This window comes from Pseudoflavonifractor sp. 524-17 (genome assembly GCF_009935845.1).
In the GTDB taxonomy this organism is placed as follows: Bacteria; Bacillota; Clostridia; order Oscillospirales; family Oscillospiraceae; genus Pseudoflavonifractor_A.
Map to the genome: position 1 here is coordinate 1 of NZ_QWEK01000025.1, position 22,817 is coordinate 22,817.

A 22,817-nucleotide genomic window follows, 5' to 3' on the forward strand; every position below is an offset into this window, starting at 1 on the left:
ACTGGCACATCGGCACGGCAGTCATCCGGCGCGGTGCGCCGGGTGGGCCTATCGTTATGGGGGATTCTCAAGGGGGGGCGACCCCCCTTGAGCCCTTTGGGGTTCCGGGGCCCTTTCGGGAAAGGGCCCCGGACGCCGCCCGCGCAGGGCATCCCCGGAGGGATCCCCTCTGAACCGTCTTGCAATTTGTCCCCTTATCGGTTAAAATCACCCCCAGAGGTGATTCCATGCAGTACCACAGCATAAAGCAGGCCCGTTTCCTCTCCCGCCCCAACCGTTTCATCGCCCATGTAGAGCTGAACGGCGCAGAGGAAGTGGTCCACGTAAAGAATACAGGCCGGTGCCGGGAGCTTCTGGTCCCAGGGTGTACCGTCTATTTGGAGGAGAGCGCCAATCCTGACCGAAAAACCAAATATGATCTCGTCGCAGCGGACAAGAGCGGACTGCTCATCAATATGGACGCCCAGGCCCCCAACAAGGTCTTTCAAGAGTGGGCTTTGGAGGGACGGTTTGTCCAAAATCTTACCTTGCTCCGCCCGGAGCGCACGTTCGGCTCTTCCCGCTTCGACTTCTATTGGGAGGCCGGCCCAGACCGCCGGGGATTTGTGGAGGTGAAGGGGGTCACGCTGGAGGAGGAGGGCCTGGTTCTCTTTCCCGACGCCCCCACCCAGCGGGGGGTGAAGCACCTGGAGGAGCTGATGTCATGCCGGAGAGCCGGCTATGAGGCGGCGGTCTGCTTTGTGGTCCAGATGGCCCGAGCTGTCCACTTTTCTCCCAACGACTGTACCCACCCCGCTTTCGGCGACGCCCTGCGGCGCTCTGCGGCGGCGGGCGTGGACCTGCTGGCCTACACCTGTAAAGTCGCGCCGGACCGCCTGGAATTGGACCAGCCGCTGCCTATTCAATTGTAAAGAGGGCGAGAGCGCTTTTTGCCAGGCAGCCTCTGAATACATAACGTTTATTTCCCGAAAAAATTTCCCAACAAAAATCAAGAAGAAGCTGTTCCTTCCCCCTTGATGGACGAAACTTCTCAAGCCTGCCGGCGTAGGACGGAACCACCGCAGTCCGTGCCAAATCTGGACTTTACGGTCCCGGCAAATACTGCTACAATAGTAGTACAAATGAAACTTGGAGCGTGATCAATTTGCCTACAGTTCTGTTTCTCAACGCCTGTCTGCGGGAAGAGCAGTCCCGCAGCCTGCGTCTGGCCCGCTGCTTTCTGGACCGGTACACCGCCCTCCACCCGGAGGATACCATTATTGAGCGTAATCTGGGCCGGGAACGCATCGAGCCTCTCTACGCCGACACCTTCGCCGCCCAGGAGGCCCTGCTGGAGGCGGGAAAGACCGATGACCCCGTGTTCGCCCTGTCCCACCAGTTCACCAGCGCAGACAAGCTGGTCATTGCCGCCCCTTTCTGGGAGCAGTCCTTCCCCTCTGTACTGCGCATCTATTTTGAACGGATTTCCGGCAAAAACCTCACTTTTTACTACGACGCGGACGGGGTCAGCCACGGCTTGAGCCGGGCGAAAAAATGCCTCTTTCTCACCACCCGCGGGGGATATTTCAATACACCGGAGACCCAGTGGCTGGAGATGGGGGCCAATCAGCTCAAGGCCATTTGTCACGGGCTGCATATTCCGGAGTTCCGCTGCATCTCCGCCGATGGACTGGACATCATCACTAATGACGTGGAGCAGATCATGGCAGAGGCGCTGGAGCGGTGCGTGGAGGAGGCGGAGCAATTTTGAGAAATAAAATTTTACTGCTTGCCACCGGGGGTACCATCGCCTCTCAGCCCACGCAGAGCGGCTTGGCTCCCGGCCTGGACGGAGAGGCCCTGACGGATATGCTCCCCTCTGGCGTACTGAGCCAATACGAAATCACAGTACGGGATATCCTGCGCATGGACAGCTCCAATATCCAGCCGGAGGAGTGGCAGATCATCGCCCGGCATGTATTTGACGCCCGGGAAAGCTACGACGGCATTGTCATTACCCACGGCACTGACACCATGGCTTATACAGCGGCTATCCTGTCCTTTATGGTTCAGGGAATTGACATTCCGGTGGTGCTCACTGGCTCTCAGCTACCTATTGAGCACCCCCTGTCTGACGGACAGGAGAATCTCCGCCTGGCCCTGGCTATGGCCACCAGCGGCCAGCGGGGAGTCTTTGTGGCCTTTAACCGGAAGGTGATTCTGGGCACCCGGGCGGTGAAAATACGCACCACTGGCTTTGACGCCTTTGAGAGTGTGAATTGGCCCTATGCGGCCCAGGCCTCCGGCGGCGGGCTGAACATCAACCCCGCCGCCCTGCCCCTCACCGGGGAGGAAAGCTGCGTCCTCCGGGACGCCCTATCCCCCAAGGTGTTTTTGATGAAGCTGACCCCCGGGGTGGATCCGGAGATCTTTGACGCCCTGTTGCTGATGCACTACCAGGGCATTGTGATTGAAGCCTTTGGCGCGGGCGGGCTCCACTTTGTCCGCCGGGATCTCGTGGCCAAGCTTCAGCGGGTGGCGCAGGCCGGTGTCACTGTGGTAGTGTGCAGTCAGTGTCTCTATGAGCCCAGCAATTTTGCTGTTTATGAGGTGGGCCGCCGGGCTCTGGCCCAGGGTGTGCTTCAGGGCCGGGACATGACCACCGAGGCTGCTGTCACCAAGCTCATGTGGGTTCTGGGTCAGACCAATGCCCCTGATGCAATCCGGGACTACTTCGAACACAGTGTAGCTGGAGAAGTAACTCTTCCATAAGACCCAGTCCGCCCCGCCGCATTAATAAAACGGCGGGGCAGACTGATTTATCCTCTTTGCAGAAAAGAAAAAGGACAGATTCTTTCGAATCTGTCCTTTCCGTGTTGGCATTACCTATCTTCCCAGGCCGTCTCCAGCCAAGTATTTTCGGCGCAGATGAGCTTAACTTCCGTGTTCGGAATGGGAACGGGTGGACCCTCACCGCAATCAACACCAACTTACTTTTCTTTGAAAAGAAAAGTAAGCAAAAGAAACTTCCATCATTTTCTTCTCCTTACCGTTCTTTTCACAGTAAGTATTATATCTAATTTTCCCGCCTTGTCAAGTACTTTCCTTCTCCCCCGCATCAAAGCCCAACGCAGTGGGTTTGATGCGGAAGCGAAGAAGTTCCGCGCAAGGCTTAGAAGCCTCGCCCCTAGGCGGGGATTCGTGCCGTCAGCGGCACTTCTGAGCTGGTGACCCGTACGGGAATCGAACCCATGTTTGCGGCGTGAGAGGCCGCCGTCTTAACCGCTTGACCAACGGGCCATCGTCGTCGCAAAGTCCGCTTCATTCAGAATGCCTTTCAGCCATCCCTCATGCCGCTCCCTTGCTCCTCCTCTTCAAATCGAACCCCCTTTGCTGGGCTTCGATTTGAGTTTCTTTGCCCCACCGGGACGCCTGACGTCCCAGTGGGACTCTGGTGCACCTTCAGGGATTCGAACCCGGGACCCACTGATTAAGAGTCAGTTGCTCTACCAACTGAGCTAAAGGTGCATACTTTCTTCCGAGAAAGAAAGTATGCAAAGAAAGCTTTTACCTTTCCGCTCTTCCTCTCTCTGCAAGGTCTCACTCAACCCGTCTGTACCTTCAAAACCGAACAATGTACTCTCAAATAATGCTCTGCAAGCGCCTGCACTTCCTTCTTGCCTTCTTAGGTCAAGCCCTCGGCTTATTAGTACCAGTCAGCTCCATACATTACTGCACTTCCACCTCTGGCCTATCTACGATGTAGTCTACATCGAGCCTTACCTCTTTCGAGTGAGAGATCTCATCTTAGGGGGAGTTTCACGCTTAGATGCTTTCAGCGTTTATCTCGTCCGTACATAGCTACCCAGCTGTGCCCTTGGCAGGACAACTGGTGCACCAGAGGTACGTCCATCCCGGTCCTCTCGTACTAAGGACAGCTCCCTTCAAATCTCTTACGCCCGCAACAGATAGGGACCGAACTGTCTCACGACGTTCTGAACCCAGCTCGCGTGCCGCTTTAATTGGCGAACAGCCAAACCCTTGGGACCGAATTCAGCCCCAGGATGCGACGAGCCGACATCGAGGTGCCAAACCTCCCCGTCGCTGTGGACGCTTGGGGGAGATCAGCCTGTTATCCCCAGGGTAGCTTTTATCCGTTGAGCGACGGCATTTCCACTCACATACCGCCGGATCACTAACTCCAACTTTCGTTACTGCTCGACCCGTCGGTCTCGCAGTTAGGCTCGTTTCTGCGTTTACACTCACTGCACGGTTTCCGTCCGTGCTGAACGAACCTTTGAGCGCCTCCGTTACCTTTTTGGAGGCGACCGCCCCAGTCAAACTGCCCACCTAACAGTGTCCCCCGACCGGATTCACGGCCGCAGGTTAGAAAACCAGCAAATCAAGGGTGGTATCCCAAGGGCGGCTCCACTCAAGCTAACGCCCGAGCTTCCATGCCTCCCACCTATCCTGTACATGATTTACCGATTTCCAGTATTAAGCTACAGTAAAGCTCCATGGGGTCTTTCCGTCTAGTTGCGGGTAACTGGCTTCTTCACCAGTACAACAATTTCGCCGGGTGGGCTGTTGAGACAGTGCCCAAATCGTTACGCCATTCGTGCGGGTCAGAACTTACCTGACAAGGAATTTCGCTACCTTAGGACCGTTATAGTTACGGCCGCCGTTTACTGGGGCTTCAATTCAGACCTTCGCCTTGCGGCTAAGCCCTCCTCTTAACCTTCCAGCACCGGGCAGGCGTCAGCCCATATACGTCATCTTTCGATTTAGCATAGACCTGTGTTTTTGGTAAACAGTCGCTTGGGCCTTTTCACTGCGGCCTCCCGTAGGAGGCGCCCCTTATCCCGAAGTTACGGGGCCAATTTGCCGAGTTCCTTAACAACCCTTCTCCCGTTGGCCTTAGGATTCTCTCCTCATCTACCTGTGTCGGTTTGCGGTACGGGCGCCTTAGTATCCCTCACGCCTTTTCTCGCCTCTGGACATCGGAGACTTCCCTACTATATTTCGGTCCCTTACGCCCGGGTCTACCAACGCCCGGGTTCTCCTATTCCAAAGTGTCAGCGTGCTTAAAGTTCGGCGGCTACGGAATCTCTACCGTATGTGCATCGACTACGCCTTCCGGCCTCGCCTTAGCTCCCGGCTTACCTTGGGCGGACGAACCTTCCCCAAGAAACCTTAGATTTTCGGCCATTATGATTCCCACATAATTCTCGCTACTCATTCCGGCATTCTCACTCGAATACAGTCCACCGCTGCTCCCGCTGCGACTTCACCCCATATTCGACGCTCCCCTACCCCGCACATTGCTGTGCAGCCCAAGCTTCGGTTACATGCTTAGCCCCGTTATATTTTCCGCGCAGAGTCACTCGACCAGTGAGCTATTACGCACTCTTTTAATGAGTGGCTGCTTCTAAGCCAACATCCTGGTTGTTTTCGCAACTCCACATCGTTTTCCACTTAGCATGTATTTGGGACCTTAGCTGTGGGTCTGGGCTGTTTCCCTTTTGACAATGAAACTTATCTCACACTGTCTGACTGCTGACCATCAATTATCCGGCATTCAGAGTTTGATAGGGTTCAGTAACCTTATCGGCCCCTAGCCCATTCAGTGCTTTACCTCCGGTAATCTAAATCAACGCTAGCCCTAAAGCTATTTCGGGGAGAACCAGCTATCTCCGGGTTCGATTGGAATTTCACCGCTATCCACAGGTCATCGCCGGTCATTGCAACGAACGTGCGTTCGGTCCTCCATGGGGTTTTACCCCCACTTCAACCTGCCCATGGATAGGTCACCCGGTTTCGGGTCTATTGCCACTGACTTTATACGCCCTGTTCAGACTCGCTCTCGCTGCGCCTCCGGTACTCAATACCTTAAGCTTGCCAGTAACAATAACTCGCCGGACCATTCTACAAAAGGTACGAGATCACACCTTAACGTGCTTTCTCTGCTTGTAAGCACAAGGTTTCAGGTTCTATTTCACTCCCCTCCCGGGGTCCTTTTCACCTTTCCCTCACGGTACTGCTCCTCTATCGGTCATCAGGTAGTATTTAGGCTTGGATGGTGGTCCACCCGGTTTCCCGCGGGGTTTCACGTGTCCCGCGGTACTCTGGATCCTGACTGGTATCACTCAGCTTTCGGCTACGGGGCTCTCACCCGCTCTGGCCGGCCTTCCCATGCCGTTCGCCTAGCCTATCATACCGTTGTGTCAGTCCACAACCCCGGAGGATAAATCCTCCGGTTTGGCCTCTTCCGCGTTCGCTCGCCACTACTAGCGGAATCTCGGTTGATTTCTCTTCCTCACCCTACTTAGATGTTTCAGTTCAGGCGGTTCCCCGCGTACGCCTATTTGGTTCAACGCACGCTGGCGGAGTATTGCTCCGCCGGGTTTCCCCATTCGGAAATCCTGGGATTAACGCTTATGTGCAGCTCCCCCAGGCTTATCGCAGCTTGTCACGTCCTTCGTCGGCTCCTGATGCCAAGGCATTCCCCTTGCGCTCTTATTAGCTTGACCTTCGTCGGGGCAAAGTCCGCTCCTTCCGTTTCCGGCTGCGCCGAAAACTTCATCCGCTCCCTTGCCCCTCCTCTCCCTCGCGAAACCACTTCGTTGGGTTTCGTTCGGGAAAGCTCCGGTTCTCTAAGAATTATGCAGGCCTCAGAGTTCATTTGGCTTAATTGTTTCTACCCATTGTTCCACAATTTTTGCTTTTTGCCCTCTGTTGCTTGCTTCGCATTACTTTCAATCTACATTGTTCAGTTTTCAAGGTACAGACCTTCCGCCCTCTTTCAAGGCCAGATTGAAACACCCAATCCCTCGGACGCTTCAATCCACTCTTGAATCCACATAAATGCGGCCTGATTAAAGCTTTCTTTGCCTGCTTTCTTTCTCGGAAGAAAGCAGGTGGTGGGCCAAAGTGGACTCGAACCACCGACCTCACGATTATCAGTCGTGTGCTCTAACCAGCTGAGCTATTGGCCCTCGTCGTCGCAAAGTCCATTGTCCTGAGAGTCCTGGTGGAGGTTACCGGACTCGAACCGGTGACCCCCTGCTTGCAAAGCAGGTGCTCTACCAGCTGAGCTAAACCCCCATCTACGTGTACCCTCTAAATTAAACAACGTGAATCCGCTCTCCGCACCAAAGTCCTGACCTTAGGACATTACCGGCAATCTTTCATCACCGGAATTCTCCTTAGAAAGGAGGTGATCCAGCCGCACCTTCCGATACGGCTACCTTGTTACGACTTCACCCCAATTATCGAACCCACCTTCGGCCGCGCCCCCCTTGCGGTTAGGCTACGGACTTCGGGTGTTCCCGACTCTCATGGTGTGACGGGCGGTGTGTACAAGGCCCGGGAACGTATTCACCGCGGCATGCTGATCCGCGATTACTAGCGATTCCAACTTCATACAGGCGGGTTTCAGCCTGCAATCCGAACTGGGACGGCTTTTAGGGGTTTGCTCCACCTCGCGGTATTGCCTCCCTCTGTTGACCGCCATTGTAGTACGTGTGTCGCCCAGGACATAAGGGGCATGATGATTTGACGTCGTCCCCACCTTCCTCCGTTTTGTCAACGGCAGTCTCGCTAGAGTGCTCTTGCGTAGCAACTAACAATAGGGGTTGCGCTCGTTGCGGGACTTAACCCAACATCTCACGACACGAGCTGACGACAACCATGCACCACCTGTCTCTGCTTTCCCCGAAGGGCACCTGATGTATCTCTACTTCGTTAGCAGGATGTCAAGCCCTGGTAAGGTTCTTCGCGTTGCTTCGAATTAAACCACATACTCCACCGCTTGTGCGGGCCCCCGTCAATTCCTTTGAGTTTCAACCTTGCGATCGTACTCCCCAGGTGGGATACTTATTGTGTTAACTGCGGCACGGAGGGGGTCAGTCCCCCCACACCTAGTATCCATCGTTTACGGCGTGGACTACCAGGGTATCTAATCCTGTTTGCTCCCCACGCTTTCGCGCCTCAGCGTCAGTTACTGTCCAGCAATCCGCCTTCGCCACTGGTGTTCCTCCGTATATCTACGCATTTCACCGCTACACACGGAATTCCGATTGCCTCTCCAGCACTCAAGAAATACAGTTTCAAATGCAGGCTATGGGTTGAGCCCATAGTTTTCACATCTGACTTGCATTCCCGCCTACACGCCCTTTACACCCAGTAAATCCGGATAACGCTCGCCACCTACGTATTACCGCGGCTGCTGGCACGTAGTTAGCCGTGGCTTATTCATCAGGTACCGTCACTTGCTTCGTCCCTGATAAAAGAAGTTTACAACCCGAAAGCCTTCTTCCTTCACGCGGCGTTGCTGGGTCAGGCTTGCGCCCATTGCCCAATATTCCCCACTGCTGCCTCCCGTAGGAGTCTGGGCCGTGTCTCAGTCCCAATGTGGCCGGCCAACCTCTCAGTCCGGCTACTGATCGTCGCCATGGTGGGCCTCTACCCCGCCATCCAGCTAATCAGACGCGAGTCCATCTAAGAGCGATAAATCTTTGGCAGTCAGAGCCATGCGACTCAACTGCATTATGCGGTATTAGCACAGATTTCTCTGTGTTATTCCCCACTCCCAGGCAGGTTACTCACGCGTTACTCACCCGTCCGCCACTAAGATACCCAGTCCGTTGTCCGAAAACTCCTTCCCGGGCTCTCCGTTCGACTTGCATGTGTTAAGCACGCCGCCAGCGTTCATCCTGAGCCAGGATCAAACTCTCAATAAAATGGTATCTAAACAGCCTTCCAGCCGCTTAAATCATCTTATCGAAGCTTTCCTTAGCTTCAAAGAAATTTCTTAAAGTCCCCTTCACAAACTCTTTTGCTTGCAAAGGACTTCTTGTCCTCTGGTGCTTCGTGTTTTCTTCACGTTGTTTAATTTACAAGGTACACGCCCTACCGCTTACTGCGGTGCTTCGCTATTGTATCACATCTCGCGCTCGCTGTCAAGTGCTTTTTTCAGCCTCTTTTCCAGGCCCTTCCGCACTTTCATCCAACTCGCCGTGCGATGCGAACTCGCTTAGTTTACCACACTCGCGCCAGCTTGTCAAGCCCTTTTTTCCAGAACCGCTCTTGCTTTCCGCCGCTCTGTCCCTTCCAAAACTGCTCTCCCTCAAGGCGCTTCGCTAGTATAACAGCTCTCCTCCTCTTTGTCAACTACTTTCTTCGACTTTTTCCTCCCTTTTCTTTTTTACGGGATATGTCCCCTAAAAACCCGCGGTTGCGCCTCTATATTAAATGTGGTACGCTATTACATAATACAATCGGTCCAACACTGTAAAATGGAGGTATCGGCCATGCCCATTCGCATTCCCGACTCTCTGCCTGCCCGGGCGGTTTTGGAGGGAGAAAACATCTTTGTCATGACGGAGTACCGGGCGATGCACCAGGACATCCGCCCTCTGAGTGTTTTGATCCTCAATCTGATGCCCACAAAGATCGTCACTGAGACGCAGATTCTCCGCAAGCTGTCCAACACCCCTCTTCAGATTCAGGTAGAGCTTTTGCAGACCAGCAGCTATATCTCCCGCCATACAGACGAAACCCATCTCGCCTCCTTCTATACCACCTTTGACCAAGTGAAGGACCGCAAGTATGACGGCATGATCATTACCGGCGCGCCGGTGGAGAATATGGAGTTTGACCAGGTGGACTACTGGCCGGAGCTTTGCGAGATTATGACCTGGAGCACCACCCACGTCCACTCCACTCTTCATATCTGCTGGGGGGCCCAGGCCGGGCTTTACCACCACCACGGCGTTGCCAAGCACAGTCTTCCCCATAAGCTCTTCGGCGTCTATGAGCACCGGGTCTTAAAGCCCAGTTCTCCCCTGTTCCGTGGGTTTGACGACCGGTTTTTCGCCCCCCACTCCCGCTATACCCAGGTTCTGCCCCGGGACATTCTGGCCCGGCCGGAGCTGGAGCTGGTTGCCGACTCTGAGGAGGCTGGCGTCTTTGCGGTCAAAACCCAGGACAGCCGCCGGTTCTATATCATGGGCCATCCGGAGTACGACCCGGACACCCTGGCCAGGGAATACTGGCGGGATGTGGACAAGGGTCTGGACATCGCCGTCCCCGCCCACTACTTCCCCGGCGATGACCCCACCCAGCCCCCCATTGTCCGCTGGCGCAGCGCGGGCCAGCTCCTCTACACCAACTGGCTCAACTACTATGTCTATCAGACCACCCCCTACGATCTCTCCAAGGTGTAATCTTCTTTCCTATACAATTGCAATCGCGATGAATCAAATTTCCCCCTCGGGCGGCCCTTGTCACGCACTCCGGCGGCCCAGGACTGGAGGCTTTTATGGACAAGTCTTTGCTTCAGCACCTCCCGAAAATGGACGTGCTTCTCACCCACCCCGCCCTGACGGCGGCTCAGGACTCCCTCCCCTACCACGCCCTGCGGGACGGGGCCCGCCTGGCGCTGGACAGCCTGCGCCAGGCGGTGCTGGACGGCGCCTTGACCGCCCTTCCCACAGCGGACCAGATCGCCGCTGACGCGGTGCGCCGGGCGGAGCTGGCCTGCCGGCCCCACCTGCGGCCGGTGATCAACGGCACCGGCGTGGTGCTGCACACGAACCTGGGCCGGGCCCCCCTGGGGGAGACCGCCGCCAACGCGGTCTACCAGGCCGCCCGGGGCTACTCCAACCTGGAATATGAAATCGCGGCGGGCCGGCGTGGGAGCCGCTTCTCCCACGTGGACGGGCTTCTCTGCTCCCTCACCGGCGCCCAGTCCGCCTTGGTGGTGAACAACAATGCCGCCGCAGTATTTTTGATGCTCTCCGCCCTGGCCGCGGGGAAAAAGGTGGCGATCTCCCGGGGAGAACTGGTGGAGATCGGCGGCTCCTTCCGGATACCGGACATTATGGCCCGCAGCGGCGCCCTTCTGGTGGAGGTCGGCACCACCAATAAAACTCACCTGGACGACTACCGCCGGGCGGTAGAGGAACAGGGGGCGGAGATCCTCCTCAAAGTCCACACCAGCAACTTTCAAATCATCGGCTTCACTCAGGAGGTCCCCATTGAGGCGCTCACCGCCCTGGGGCGGGAACTCCGCGTCCCGGTCTTCCACGACCTGGGCAGCGGCGCCCTCTTCCGCCGCACCGAGCTGGCCGTCCCCCACGGCCCCACTGTGGAGGACAGCGTGGCTGCCGGGGCGGACGTGGTCTGCTTCTCCGGGGACAAGCTGCTGGGCGGACCCCAGGCCGGCATTGTCATCGGCGGCAAGTCCTACCTGGACCGGATGCGTCAGGACCAGTTCGCCCGGGTGGTCCGCATTGACAAGCTGACTCTGGCCGCGCTGGAGGCCACTCTGCGCTGTTATCAGGACTCCGCCCTGGCTGCCCAGCGCATCCCCACCCTGGCCATGCTCACCACCACTCCGGAGGAGCTTAAGCTTCAGGCCCAGCGGCAGCGGGACCGGCTGGAGGAGCGTTTTGGTTCTTTCTGCGCCTTTACCATCGCCCCGGACAGCGGGGAGGTTGGGGGCGGCAGTCTCCCCGGCGTCCCCCTGCCCACCTGGGTGGTGGAACTCTCCCCCCGCGCCCTGTCCGCCGGAGCGCTGGAACAGCGCCTGCGGGGTTGGACCACCCCCATTGTGGGCCGGGTCCGGCGGGAGCAGTATGTCCTGGACCCCCGCACCCTCACGGAGGAGGACTGGGCGGAGATTATGCGGGCTTTAGCGTCTGTGTTCTCCGCCGGGCAGCCCGTTTAGAATTTGTACAGGAGGGAGCTTCTTCCCATGAAACATATCATTATCGGCACCGCCGGCCACGTGGACCACGGCAAGACCTGCCTCACCTGGGCGCTCACCGGGGTGGACACCGACCGCCTGAAAGAGGAGCAGAAGCGTGGCATTACCATTGAGATCGGCTTTGCCCAGCTCACGCTGCCCAACGGACAGACCGCCAGCATCATCGACGTCCCCGGCCACGAGAAGTTTATCCGCAATATGCTGGTAGGCGCCGCTGGCATGGACGTGGTTCTCATGGTCATCGCCGCGGACGAGGGCTTCATGCCCCAGACCAGGGAGCATCTGGGCATTCTCTCCCTTCTTGGGGTGCAGAACGGTATTATCGTCCTCACAAAGGCGGACATGGTGGAGGAGGAGTGGCTGGAGGCCATCCAGGAGGAGGCCCGGGAAACCGTCCAAGGCACCTTTCTCCAGGACGCGCCCATGATCGCCGTATCCTCCTACACCGGCCAGGGCATTCAGGAGCTGAAGGAGCTCATTGTCCGCCTGGTGGACGGCGCCCAGCAGCGCAATCAGGACCGGCCCTTCCGCCTGCCGGTGGATCGGGTCTTCTCTGTGGACGGCTTCGGCACCGTGGTCACCGGCACCCTGCTGGAGGGCTCCATGGCTCTGGGGGAGGAGGTGTGCGTCTACCCTGCCGGCCGGAAAGCCCGCATCCGCGGCCTGCAAAACCACGACCAGCCGGAGGAGCGCACCACCGCCGGAATGCGGGTGGCGGTAAACCTGTCCGGCATTGAAAAGGCCCATCTCAAGCGGGGGGACACCATTGCCAAGCCCGGCTCCATGGTTCTCTCCCGGCAGATGGATGTCCAGCTCATGGTGCTGCGGGACGCCCCCTATTCGATTAAAAACGACACCAGGCTCCATTTCCACCACGGCAGCCGGGAGCTAATCTGCAAATGCGTCCTTCTGGGCCGGGACACCCTGGAGCCCGGGGAGACCGGCTTTGCCCAGCTCCGCTTCCAGGAGGCGGTGGCGGTGAAGAACGGGGACCACTACGTGGTACGCTTTTTCTCCCCCACGGTGACGGTAGGGGGCGGCGTCATCCTCAACGCCAGTCCCGGCCGCCACAAGCGGGCGGACCCCCAGGTGCTGGAGGGGCTGGCCGCCCGGGCCTCCGGCTCGTCGGAGAAGCAGGTGACAGAGGCTCTGCGTCAGGCGGGGGCCGGCCTGCCCAAACGCCACGACCTGGCCAAATCCGCCGGTCTCACCGAGGCAGAGCTGGAGGAGGCCCTGGCGGAGCTCATCGAGCAGGGCCAGGTGGTGGAGCTGGGGGGCCGCTTCGCCAGCCACGACACGGTGGACGCCCTGTGGGACAAGGCGGTCAAATTTTTGGGCGACTACCATAGGGCCCAGCCCCTCCAGCCCGGCATGAACCGTGGGGAGTTCCGCAACAAGCTGCTCCCCTCCGCCTCCCCCGCCGCGGTGGACGCCCTGGTGGGCTACTACGCCGCTCACCGGGGCCTCCGGCTGGAGGGCCCCACCATCGCCCTGCCGGACTTCCAGGTGGTGTGGAATTCCTTCTATACCGGCCTGAAGGACCAGCTTCTGGACCAGTACGGCAAGGCCGCCCTGGCCCCCGACAATCTGGATGATATCCTCGCCCCCTTCGGCAAGAAGCAGGAGGGCGCCCGTCAGGTAGTCACCCGCCTGCTCTACGACGGGGCGCTGGTGGCCCTCACCCCCCAGATCCTCCTCCGCCGGGATTTTTATCAAAAAGCCGTGGCCGGCCTGCTCTCCCTCTTCGAGCGGAAGCCGGAGCTGCTTCTGGCCGAATTTCGGGACACCTTGGGGGTCTCCCGCAAGTATGCCCTGGCCCTGCTGGAGTACTGGGACAGCGCCGGGATCACCCGCAAGACCGGCGACGTGCGCACCCTCCTCAAGCGTCCGGAGGGATAGCCCGCCCTCCAGGCCCTTGTTTGAAAAAAGCCACAACGCCCAAGCAGCGTTTTTTTGCCATACCGCATTAAAAAATCCCTCTCCACCTGGCGCTGCGCCAGTTGTCAAACAAGACCTAATCCGGTTGTGAATATTCTTTATTTAGAAATGGAAATTGATCTTTCCCCTGTTTTCGGCTATAATATTTTTTGCCGTGGATGAAAGACATCCCCGGCGGCATAATAGGGGATATGGGGGCAGAAGGGTATCTGGTGAGCCCCGCGGTCTTCAAAACCGTAGAGGGCGGCGATCCCGCCTTGGTGAGTTCGATTCTTACCTGTTCCCGCCAGCAGCAAGGGCACGCACTGTAATTGCAGTGTGTGCCCTTATTTTTTCAGGCGGGAAAATTTTGACTGATTTCCATCAAAAACCTGCCGGCTTTATGCTATAATAGGTTCACCAACAAAAGAAGGGAGTTTTTTCTATGAAACATCAGTGGCGCGGCTTTGTCTGCGGTATTCTGCTCACGCTGGTCTGTGTGGGCCTGATCTCCGCCGCCGGGGCGGCCCCCTACTCCAAATGGGCCAAGCTGGACTACAACAGCATCAAGATTACCCTCAACGGCCAGACCGTCATCCCTAGGGACGCCAACGGCAACGTGGTGGAGCCCTTTGCCATCGACGGCGTAACCTATCTGCCGGTCCGCGGCGTGGCCAGCGCCCTGGGCATGTCCGTGGGCTGGGACGCCTACACCAATACCGTCCAGCTGGTCTTCGGCGGCTATATCCCCGTGCCCACGCCCACCCCCACACCGACGCCAACCCCCGCCAATCCCACCCGCTGCTATCCCGGCAGCGCCGTCCCCATGCTGGAAAACCTGTCCGGTGTTCCCGCCTATTCCAAGAGCCACACCTACCCCTCTGACGCCTCTACCACCACCTACTACTACTCCGCCACCTCCATGCCTGGCGGCAGCTTTGCCGACCAGTACGATGCCCTGCTCACCCGCAGCGGCTTTGTGGGCAGCGTCTCCGGCGGCGGATCCGGCTCCCTCATCTACCGCAGTGCCGCCACCGGCCAGTCGGTGACTTTCGGCAGCGTCACTCCGGCGGACGGCTACGATGGGCATTACTTCCTGGTCTCTGTCACCATCCCCGCTTCGTAACGGGCGCCCCTTATCCTTGATTTTTTTCACTCTGGCACTTCCATATTTTAAAAATCTGTGCTATACTATATTTTGAATTCCCCGCAGAGGATTTTTAACAAGATGAGAGGAGAACAGAACTATGAAACGTAATTGGCGCAGCTTCTTTTCCGGCGTCCTGGTGACTCTGGCCTGTGTGGGCCTCATCTCCACCGCGGTGGCCGCCCCCTATTCCAAGCAGGCCACACTCAACTACAGCGACATTAAAATCACCCTGGACGGCAAGGCCGTCACCCCCAAGGACGCCAGCGGCAACGTGGTAGAGCCCTTCGCCATTGACGGCGTTACTTACCTGCCGGTCCGCGGCGTGGCCAGCGCCCTGGGCATCGGCGTGGGCTGGGACTCTAACACCAAGACCGTCCTGCTCTCCTCTGACGGCAGCACCCCCACCCCCGCTCCTACGCCTACCCCCGCGCCCACGCCTACTCCCGCCCCCACGCCTACTCCCGCGCCCACACCTACTCCCGCGCCCTCCACCCGCTGCTATCCCAACTCTAAGGTTCCTATGCTGGAAAATCTGTCCGGCATTCCCTCTTACTCCAAGAGCTACACCCACCCCGAGGGGCTGGGCACCATGTACTTCTATCCCCTGAGCACCATGCCTGAGGACTCCGGCTTTATTGACGACTATGACGCCCTGCTCACCCGCAACAGCTTCATCGGCCGCGCCTCTAACGACACTCTGATCTACCTCAACTCCTCCGCCAACCAGGCCGCCTCGTTTGACACGGTAGCCCCGGAGGATGGCTTTGACGGCTACTACTTTATTGTAACCGTCCTCTATCTCTAATTTTGAATTTTGCCCAGAAATTCCAAAGCGGGCCGGAAGCCTTTGCTTCCGGCCCGCTCGTTTTGTTTTTGTCAGCGGCCTTCCCGTTTCAGGTAGTCCGCCATGCCCCGCAGCAGGCACACCACGTTGCCGTCGCAGTAGCCCTTCCCCTGCTTCCAGTAGTCCGCGGCGGTGACGATCCCCGCCTGGGCCAGCCGGTCCACGGCGGCGGACAGATCCCCGGCCCCCCCGCCTGCGCCGTCCCCGCACAGGGCCAGGAACCGCTCCCATCCCCCGGCGGTATGCCGGATCTGGCAGGGACAGTCCTTTCCGTTCCACCGGTTGTGGGGCACCACGTTCCCCAAGGGGATTTTATATTCCTCCCTCAGCAGCCGCACCAGCGACGCGGCGTTCTCCTGGGCCCTGGCAAAATCTCCGCCGGCGTTTACACAGATCTCAATGCCGATGCTCCGGGTATTGCCTGGCCCGCCGGCCCCGTCCCCCGCGTGATAGGCCCCCTCCCCATCGGGGAGGTGCTGCATAATTATATTCTCGTCCACCGTATAGTGCCAGCTCACCTGGGCCTGGACCGCGGCGTCGCTTTTCAGATACGCGGCATGGGCGGCGGCGTCCGCCCCCTCGGCCCGGTTTCCCGTCTCATGAATGGTGATGTACTGTCTGGGATTGCTCCCGCCCGGCCGGTTTTTCCGCCCGGAGGCGATGAGATCCTGTCGAATCTCCGTGCCGTTGTCCGTCCTCCGGCGGGACGCCGCCCGCTCCAGGTACGTCAGGCACACCCAACCCTGGGGGGTCCGGCCCCACCCGGCCTTGACCTGAGTCACCGCCACCGCCGCCCCCTGGGGATAGCGCCCTGTCCTCTCATACTGGACTCCCGGGCCGGAGCGGATATTTACCCCTTCCTTCACCGTTACTGTATACTGTTCCATATACCCTCCTACTCCACAAGATTCTGTACAATCAAATTGCCGGCGCCGCCGCCGCTGACCGCGTCCTTGCCCAAGAGCACATTGCCGCACACCAGGTTGGCGCTGTTCCCCGTGCCGGAGAGAAAAACCGTGTACTCGCTGGCGGCATAGTCCGCCGCGGTGCCTGCCCCCCGGCTGATGTGGTTGCCGGAGAGGACCGTGCCGGTACACTTGCTCATCCGCACCCCCTCCTTGTTGTCATAGGAACGGTTGCCGGTGATAATGTTCCCGTTGGAACTGCTCATGGAGCAGAAGCATCCGGCGCCGGCGCTCTGGACGCTCTCGTTCCCGGAAATAAAGTTGTTGTCGCAGGTGCTGAGGATCAGGTCCATGGCCCCGTTGTCCTGGAAGCGGTTGCCTGTAATCCGGCAGCCGGTGCAGCGGCTCATCACCACCCCTCTGGGGGAGTGGCCCTCAATCCGGCAGCGGGAGAGCTCGCACCCCTCTGCCCCGGTCATGGACAGGGCGAAGTGGCGCAGGGTGGCGGAGGTAGGGGTGGGCCCCCCGATGGTCATCCGGGTGACGGTACACCCCTTCCCGGTGACGGCCAGCAGTCCCGCGGCCCCGAAGTCCGCCCCCCCGTCCAGCACGGTCCCCGGGCCGTTCCCCGTGAAAAAGACATTGTCCCGGCTCAGCTCCACCGGGGCGGTGAGGGAGTACACCCCGTCCAGCAGTACAATCTCGCCCCCGCCCGCCGGCAGAGCGGCGATGGCGGCGTTGAGCGCCTCCTGGTCGTCCGTGCCGTCACACAGGCAGTCGCAGTCTGCGGCGGTCCAGCCCGCGGAGGCAGCGCCCACAATCAGCCGGGCGCTCCGGGGCCCCGGGGCCGCAAAGGGAAGCTGGGAATAGGGCCGCACCCCGTCCCCGATCTTCAGCTCCACCCGGCCATCCTCGCCGGATACCGCCGCCTCTCCCCGCAGCAGCACCGGATCCGCCGCCGCCCAGTTGGCCCCGCTGTCCCGCCGCAGGCACACCCGTGCCTTGAATTCCTTGCTTGCCATAGCGCCTCCCTATCCTTCCGCAGCGGCGCCACAGCGGAGAATCAAACAGTCCCCCTCGGTCTGGACCACATCCCGCAGGTTGCCGCTCTGGGCCACCGCCGCCAGGCAGCTGGCCTCCGCCTTGCTTTCCAGCTCCGCGGACAGCTCCGGGGACAGCTGGCCCTTTCCCACCTGGTCCAGCTGGGCCAGGGCGCCGCCGGGAATGGTGAGATAGAGCTCCTTTCCTTGGAGTTCCGCCGGGGTCCCGTTGACCTTCACCGTCTCAATCCGGTTTACCTGGGCACCGGCCTCCACGCCGCTGAGCTTGATATATCCCGCGGCGGAGAGGGCGCCGCCAGTCTGGTCCGTGGCCTCCGCCAGCACCAACGCCCCGTCCTGGGCTGCCAGGCCGTTGGCGTTCTCCCCCAGGCGGACGGACAGGCAGTTTTCCGCCGACAGGGCAATCCCCGCCCCGGCGGTATAGGTCTGGGCCAGCTCCTTCACCGGCAGATAGATGTGCTCCCCCTGGCCGCTGCCGTCTGCGGTATTGATTGCGAAATCCAGGTACTTGTCCCCCGGAGCCGCCCCCTCATAGGGCTGGCCCGCCGTCTCCGCGGTGTGTACCTGGGCCGAGCGCACCAGGTAATCCTTGGGGATCTGAACGCTCTCCCCCACCGGCGTACCGTCCCGCAGCAGCTGATAGGTGGCCAGCGCGTTTCCCTCCGCCGCCGCCTTTTTTACCAAGGTGTACTGAGGTGGGACGTCCGCCGGAAAAGACACCGGCTCCCCCACATCGCTCCACTGGCTCTCCCCCAGCTCCTGGGCCTGGAGCCGGACGCCCCGCTCCCCGGCGGCCACCAGCCGGTAGCGGGTGTTGCTGTCTTGCATCTCCCCGGCCACGTACTCCGCCAGTCCGCCGATCTCCCCGGCCTGATAGGCGGGCTTTTCCGCCGCCTTGGCCCAGGGGTACACGTCCGCCGCCATAGCGGCGGACCAGGGCAGATCGCAGAATGCCGACGCCCCGTCTCCCACCTTCAGCAGAATCTGGGACGTCTCCTCCCCCTGGGCCGGGATCTCCACCACCGCCGCCTCTCCCCGCAGCAATACGGGGTTGTGCTCCGTCCAGTTGGAGATTGTGTCCTTTCTCATCTGCACCCGCGCTGAAATGGTCTGATTCGCCATAAAAAACCTCCTTACCTCTGTGTGCTCATTTCTCGTCCGCTTCCTCCCGGCTGGAGCCGCAGGCCAGAATAAGCCGCTTCCCCGGCGTCTGCGCCAGCCGGTCCACATTCAGGCCAACCACCTCCATAAAACCGTCCGCGTTTACGGCCACCTGGTTTTCTCCTGTACCGCTCCTCACCAGGCCTGCCTGGTTCCCATCCGCCAGGGGGAGTGCCACCGCCTGATCCACCACCGGCAGGGGGTCTCCCGCCGCATAAATCCGGGTGACTCCCCCGGCTCCGGCGGGGATGCCTGTGTCCGTATAGGCCCCGCTCGCGGGATCCCACCCCCACCAGTTCCCGTTTTCCCCCACCTTCTGTGGGTGGAGGGCCGCCTGGCGCACCTGCTCCGCCGTCTCACGGACCCGGGCCTCCAGCTGCTGGAGGACGTGGGGCAGTTCCGGCCAGGGCGCCCCTGGCCCAATGGACCGATGGACCAGCACCCGCACCACGTTGCTGTGGCGCACCGTCTCCCCCCGCACGCCCCGAAGCTGAAGGGCGTACCACCCCTCTTCTGCCAGCATCTCCGCCGTCATGGCCGTCCCCGCCCCCTGCTGCGTCTTTTCCAGGGCGATGGTGTTTCGCTGTCCCCGGCACAGCACGTCCAGATACCACTCGTACCCCTCCGGCAGCGCCCCCGCCACCTCCAGCCGCTGGGCCAGATGGTCGTACTGCCACAGCTGCGCCCCCTCCGGCGGCGCAATGCTCCAGTTCTCAAATGGAATGACAACCCGCTGCATCCGTCACGCTCCTCTCTTTTTTCCTCATTCTTCAGGCCCGGCGCGCTTCTTCCTGTCACGCTCTGGGCCCGGCGCTGCGGGATACTGCTCACCGGCCCGGCGGAAATACCTTGCTTTGCAGGCAACTGTTTTCCGCCAGCCCGCCTCGCTGTATCCCGGCTCTGGGCCCGGCGCGCTTCTTTTGAATCCGCACCAGGGCCTGGTAGATGTTTTTTACGTCTGTGCCCAGGGCTGCGGCGATCTCCTTCGGCGTCTGTCCCCCCTCCTTTCGCTGCCAGATGTCGTACTGAAGGGCGGTCATTCCCTCCCACCGGCGGGTATTGGCGGTGAGCTTATAGATGAGCCACAGACTCACGCCGTATTCTGCCGCCAGCTCCTTGCAGCTCTTGCGCCAGTTGAGGGAGGCCCGCTGAATCCTCTCGTTGCGGATGGCCCGCAGCTCCCGGGCGTTGAGGTAGCGGGTCAGCTTTTTCAGCCGCCGTTCTCCCCGGCGCAGGGTGCGCCCGGCGGTGGACCGGTTCACCCCCATCGTCTCCGCCACCCGCCGCTGATTGAGGCCGTCCAGCGTGAGCAGCAGGGCCTGCCTCTGCCGCTGGGTGAGAAAGGCGGTCTCCGCCACCACCCGCCGCAGGTCCACGGAGCCGTCCTCCCGAACGCAGGTGCGCACCAGCTCCCGCCCCTCGGCATACCGCCGCAGCTTTTCCACCGCCCGCCGGGCCGTACGGTAGATGGTGCTTACGCTCACCCCAAATTTCTCCGCCGCCGCCGGCGCCGCCATCCCCTCCCGGTAGAGCAGCTCAAACACCTGCCGCTGCCGGCCGGTCATCTCCGCCGTTCCGTCGTCCAGCACCGCCCGCATCCAACTCAGCCGCGCCCGGTTGTCCCGCCCGCTGGACTCCAGCCGATCCCAGCGCTGCTTTTCCGCCCACTGCCAGGACTGCCCCTCCAGGCTGACAAACTTCCGGGCCGGCGCCCTCCCCCTGGGCCGCAGCTGCCGCAGGGCCGCCCGGCTGTCCCGGATCATCTCCCGCACCAGCCCCAGCTCATACCGCCTCTGATGGGACGGCTCCCCCTCCAGCGCCTGGACCAGCGCCCGCTCCTTCTCCAGCAGCTTGTCCAGCGTGGCCCGGTACTCCGCCGCCAGGTCAGCACACATATTTCCGGCTGCGCCAGTAGGGCGGGTCGTAGTAGTGTCTGGCAATCTCCCCGACCTCCCTTGCCTCCCGCAGCATCTGATACAGCAGCCGCAGATCGTGCTCCGCCGTCAGGCGCCGGTCCTGGGGCAGGTCCTTCAGCCCCGCCTCCCGCAGGCGGATCTCTATCCGAAGCCGCGCCGCCGACTCCAGATAGGCGTCTGACAGTTCTCTCAGTGTGGCCATACTCCCTCCTTAGTATCTTATTCAGATATTCTCAGGGCAATAAGAAAGAATAGTTTTATTACCGCCCCATCGTATCTTTTTAAGATATTCCCAGTATAGCAAGCCTTCTGTATCTTGTCAAGATATTTTCTTGATTTTTTCCCTCACATGATCTATTATTAAGACACTTCCAGGAAAGGACGTGTGTTCCATGACCACAGGTCAGCGCATCAAGGCCCTCCGTCTGGCCAAAAACCTCTCCCAGCAGGAGCTGGGCGCGCTGGTGGGCGTAAAAAAGGCCGCAATCCACAAGTATGAGTCTGGGATCGTGGTCAATCTCAAGCGGGCCACTGTAGAGCGGCTGGCCCGGGCACTGGACACCACCCCGGCCTATCTTCTGGGGCTGGAGAGCGCCCCCCTCCCGCCGGAGGCGCTCCCCTATACCCCCACCCACCGCATCCCCATCCTGGGCCGCATCGCCGCCGGTCTGCCCATCTACGCTGAGCAGAATATTGAGGGATACACCTACACCGACCTCAACGGCAACGGGGAGTACTTCGCCCTGCGCATCACCGGCGACAGTATGAACGCCCTTGGCATCAACGACGGCTATCTCATCATCGTCCGCCGGCAGGACGAGGTGGAAAACGGCGAGGTAGCCGTGGTCCTGGTGGACGGGGAGGACGCCACCGTCAAGCGCTTTTACACCACCGACAGCACCGTTACCCTTATGCCCCAGTCCACCAACCCCATCCACCAGCCCCAGATCTACGACCTGCACAAGACCAGCATCAAGGTGCTGGGCAAGGTGGTCAAGGTGGAATTCATGCTCTGAAAAAGGGAGTACCCAGGAGGATTGCATTCCTGGGTACTCCCTTTTTTAGTTGAACTTATAGATCCGCCGGGCCACCCGGTAGAGCTTTACCGACAGCTTACGCCCCTGGTATCCCGGAATATTGGAAACCGCCGGCAGGGAGCGGTACTTCATTTTGTGGTAGATCCGCTGGTCCACCGTGCGCAGGTACTCCCACAGCTGGGTTTTCTTCCCCAGTGCCTCCGGCGAGCCGTCAATGATGAGGAAGATGGAGGAGATGGTCATCATCATGGCCAGATAGTTGAACATATACCGCCCCAGCCTGGGCAGCTTCTCCCGCACCCGGTTCAAATCATGGGCCTCGATCATCAGCCGGGTCACCCGCACCTGTTGATCCACCCGCTTTACCATCACCTGCTCATTCACCGACTGGTCCGCCCGGCCGATAAAGTAGCGGTACAGATCCAGGTCCATGTAGTACAGGGTCTTTACAAAGGGCAGGGGCTGGTATACAAAGATGTTATCCACATAGAAGGTGTGCTTGGGCAGCTCCAGCCCGCAGTCCCGCAGCAGCTGGGTGCGGTAGATGACCGAGTGCATCAGCAGGTACTGGGAGGGGCGGAAGCGGCCGATGTCCTTCCAGGTAAACACCCGCTCCTCGGGAAATACGTTGGTGTAGCGCATCACCTTCTGGGTGTTGTCCTCCACATGCTCATACACATAGTTGCACACCAGCAGATCCACCGGCTCCGGCAGCTTGGCGAAGGTGCGCAGCTGGTTCAGAACTTTCTGCAGCGCCTGCGTGTCCAGCCAGTCGTCAGAGTCCACCACCTTGTAGTACAGGCCGGACGCGTTGCGCAGCCCCTGGTTGACCCCCTCGCCGTGGCCCCCGTTGGGCTGATGGATGACCTTCACAATGCCGGGGTACCGCTCTGCGTACCGGTCGCAGATGGCGGGGGTATCGTCCTTGGTGGAGCCGTCATCCACCAGAACGATCTCAATGTCCTCCCCGCCGGCCAGCAGCGTCTCTACGCAGTGGTCCATATACTCCGCCGAGTTATAGCAGGGCACGGCGAAGGTAATTATTTTTTCCATATTCAGCTTAACACTCCTCGGTTA

Annotated in this window: 16 protein-coding genes, 5 tRNA genes and 3 rRNA genes; 10 read left to right on the forward strand and 14 right to left on the reverse strand. The window is 60.0% G+C overall.

Translation table 11 applies throughout. From position 1 onward, the window contains the following. The first annotated feature begins 227 nt into the window (after nucleotides 1–227). The 3 genes from sfsA (at nucleotide 228) to D1159_RS10615 (ending at nucleotide 2,751) form a co-directional block, all read left to right on the forward strand. The gene (sfsA, locus tag D1159_RS10605; RefSeq protein ID WP_161845645.1) at nucleotides 228–911 is read left to right on the forward strand and encodes a DNA/RNA nuclease SfsA; all 684 of its coding nucleotides are present in this window, start codon (nucleotides 228–230) and stop codon (nucleotides 909–911) included. 233 nt (nucleotides 912–1,144) lie between these two features. Then, nucleotides 1,145–1,750 (forward strand): NAD(P)H-dependent oxidoreductase, encoded by a 606-nt coding sequence (locus D1159_RS10610; RefSeq protein WP_161845646.1) that lies wholly within the window; start codon nucleotides 1,145–1,147, stop codon nucleotides 1,748–1,750. Continuing rightward, on the forward strand, nucleotides 1,747–2,751 hold the full coding sequence (locus tag D1159_RS10615) for an asparaginase (protein WP_161845647.1): 1,005 nt from the start codon (nucleotides 1,747–1,749) through the stop codon (nucleotides 2,749–2,751). The genes D1159_RS10610 and D1159_RS10615 overlap by 4 nt, the downstream gene beginning before the upstream one ends. A gap of 102 nt (nucleotides 2,752–2,853) precedes the next feature. Here D1159_RS10615 and rrf read toward each other — a convergent pair. The 7 genes from rrf to D1159_RS10650 all read right to left on the reverse strand — a co-directional run bounded on the left by rrf (nucleotide 2,854) and on the right by D1159_RS10650 (nucleotide 8,720). Next, nucleotides 2,854–2,969 (reverse strand): 5S ribosomal RNA (gene rrf / locus D1159_RS10620). Nucleotides 2,970–3,204: 235 nt separating this feature from the next. After that, nucleotides 3,205–3,279, reverse strand: a tRNA-Glu gene (locus D1159_RS10625). 152 nt (nucleotides 3,280–3,431) lie between these two features. After that, a tRNA-Lys gene (locus D1159_RS10630) sits at nucleotides 3,432–3,507 on the reverse strand. Nucleotides 3,508–3,665: 158 nt separating this feature from the next. Next, a 23S ribosomal RNA gene (locus tag D1159_RS10635) occupies nucleotides 3,666–6,509 on the reverse strand. Between the two features lie 388 nt (nucleotides 6,510–6,897). Beyond that, nucleotides 6,898–6,974, reverse strand: a tRNA-Ile gene (locus D1159_RS10640). 33 nt (nucleotides 6,975–7,007) lie between these two features. After that, nucleotides 7,008–7,083: transfer RNA gene (locus tag D1159_RS10645), tRNA-Ala, on the reverse strand. Between the two features lie 105 nt (nucleotides 7,084–7,188). Further along, nucleotides 7,189–8,720: ribosomal RNA gene (locus D1159_RS10650) — 16S ribosomal RNA — on the reverse strand. Together the 16S, 23S and 5S rRNA genes with 4 tRNA genes alongside form the textbook arrangement of a ribosomal RNA operon. Nucleotides 8,721–9,290: 570 nt before the next feature. On the opposite strand from D1159_RS10650, the gene metA reads away from it, so the two are divergent. The 6 genes from metA (at nucleotide 9,291) to D1159_RS20040 (ending at nucleotide 15,621) form a co-directional block, all read left to right on the forward strand. Then, nucleotides 9,291–10,205: a homoserine O-succinyltransferase gene (gene metA / locus D1159_RS10655; RefSeq protein WP_161845648.1), complete on the forward strand. Its 915-nt coding sequence runs from the start codon at nucleotides 9,291–9,293 to the stop codon at nucleotides 10,203–10,205. Between the two features lie 95 nt (nucleotides 10,206–10,300). Beyond that, complete coding sequence (gene selA, locus D1159_RS10660) at nucleotides 10,301–11,710, forward strand: L-seryl-tRNA(Sec) selenium transferase (protein WP_161845649.1); 1,410 nt, start codon at nucleotides 10,301–10,303, stop codon at nucleotides 11,708–11,710. A 27-nt stretch (nucleotides 11,711–11,737) separates the two neighbouring features. Continuing rightward, nucleotides 11,738–13,648 (forward strand): selenocysteine-specific translation elongation factor, encoded by a 1,911-nt coding sequence (gene selB, locus D1159_RS10665; RefSeq protein ID WP_161845650.1) that lies wholly within the window; start codon nucleotides 11,738–11,740, stop codon nucleotides 13,646–13,648. 232 nt (nucleotides 13,649–13,880) lie between these two features. Next, nucleotides 13,881–13,976 (forward strand) — tRNA-Sec (locus D1159_RS10670). Between the two features lie 135 nt (nucleotides 13,977–14,111). Beyond that, nucleotides 14,112–14,792 (forward strand): stalk domain-containing protein, encoded by a 681-nt coding sequence (locus D1159_RS19190; RefSeq protein WP_202621035.1) that lies wholly within the window; start codon nucleotides 14,112–14,114, stop codon nucleotides 14,790–14,792. Nucleotides 14,793–14,913: 121 nt separating this feature from the next. After that, nucleotides 14,914–15,621 (forward strand): stalk domain-containing protein, encoded by a 708-nt coding sequence (locus tag D1159_RS20040; protein ID WP_202621036.1) that lies wholly within the window; start codon nucleotides 14,914–14,916, stop codon nucleotides 15,619–15,621. 71 nt (nucleotides 15,622–15,692) lie between these two features. Here D1159_RS20040 and D1159_RS10690 read toward each other — a convergent pair whose 3' ends face one another. The 6 genes from D1159_RS10690 to D1159_RS10715 form a co-directional block, all read right to left on the reverse strand. Then, nucleotides 15,693–16,547 carry an N-acetylmuramoyl-L-alanine amidase gene (locus D1159_RS10690; RefSeq protein WP_161845651.1) on the reverse strand — a complete coding sequence of 285 codons (855 nt, stop codon included), beginning with the start codon at nucleotides 16,545–16,547 and terminating at the stop codon, nucleotides 15,693–15,695. Nucleotides 16,548–16,555: 8 nt separating this feature from the next. Next, nucleotides 16,556–17,587: a NosD domain-containing protein gene (locus D1159_RS10695; protein WP_161845652.1), complete on the reverse strand. Its 1,032-nt coding sequence runs from the start codon at nucleotides 17,585–17,587 to the stop codon at nucleotides 16,556–16,558. 9 nt (nucleotides 17,588–17,596) lie between these two features. Then, complete coding sequence (locus tag D1159_RS10700; RefSeq protein ID WP_161845653.1) at nucleotides 17,597–18,748, reverse strand: hypothetical protein; 1,152 nt, start codon at nucleotides 18,746–18,748, stop codon at nucleotides 17,597–17,599. Between the two features lie 25 nt (nucleotides 18,749–18,773). Continuing rightward, complete coding sequence (locus D1159_RS10705) at nucleotides 18,774–19,526, reverse strand: hypothetical protein (protein WP_161845654.1); 753 nt, start codon at nucleotides 19,524–19,526, stop codon at nucleotides 18,774–18,776. Nucleotides 19,527–19,614: 88 nt separating this feature from the next. Beyond that, complete coding sequence (locus D1159_RS20045) at nucleotides 19,615–20,682, reverse strand: sigma factor-like helix-turn-helix DNA-binding protein (RefSeq protein ID WP_161845655.1); 1,068 nt, start codon at nucleotides 20,680–20,682, stop codon at nucleotides 19,615–19,617. Continuing rightward, complete coding sequence (locus D1159_RS10715) at nucleotides 20,672–20,905, reverse strand: hypothetical protein (RefSeq protein WP_161845656.1); 234 nt, start codon at nucleotides 20,903–20,905, stop codon at nucleotides 20,672–20,674. The genes D1159_RS20045 and D1159_RS10715 overlap by 11 nt, the downstream gene beginning before the upstream one ends. Nucleotides 20,906–21,095: 190 nt before the next feature. Here D1159_RS10715 and D1159_RS10720 point away from each other — a divergent pair, with 190 nt between their 5' ends. Then, nucleotides 21,096–21,719, forward strand: a complete 624-nt coding sequence (locus tag D1159_RS10720; protein ID WP_161845657.1) for a LexA family transcriptional regulator — start codon at nucleotides 21,096–21,098, stop codon at nucleotides 21,717–21,719. A 45-nt stretch (nucleotides 21,720–21,764) separates the two neighbouring features. Here D1159_RS10720 and D1159_RS10725 read toward each other — a convergent pair whose 3' ends face one another. Then, nucleotides 21,765–22,793: a glycosyltransferase family A protein gene (locus D1159_RS10725; RefSeq protein WP_161845658.1), complete on the reverse strand. Its 1,029-nt coding sequence runs from the start codon at nucleotides 22,791–22,793 to the stop codon at nucleotides 21,765–21,767. Nucleotides 22,794–22,817: the final 24 nt, after the last annotated feature.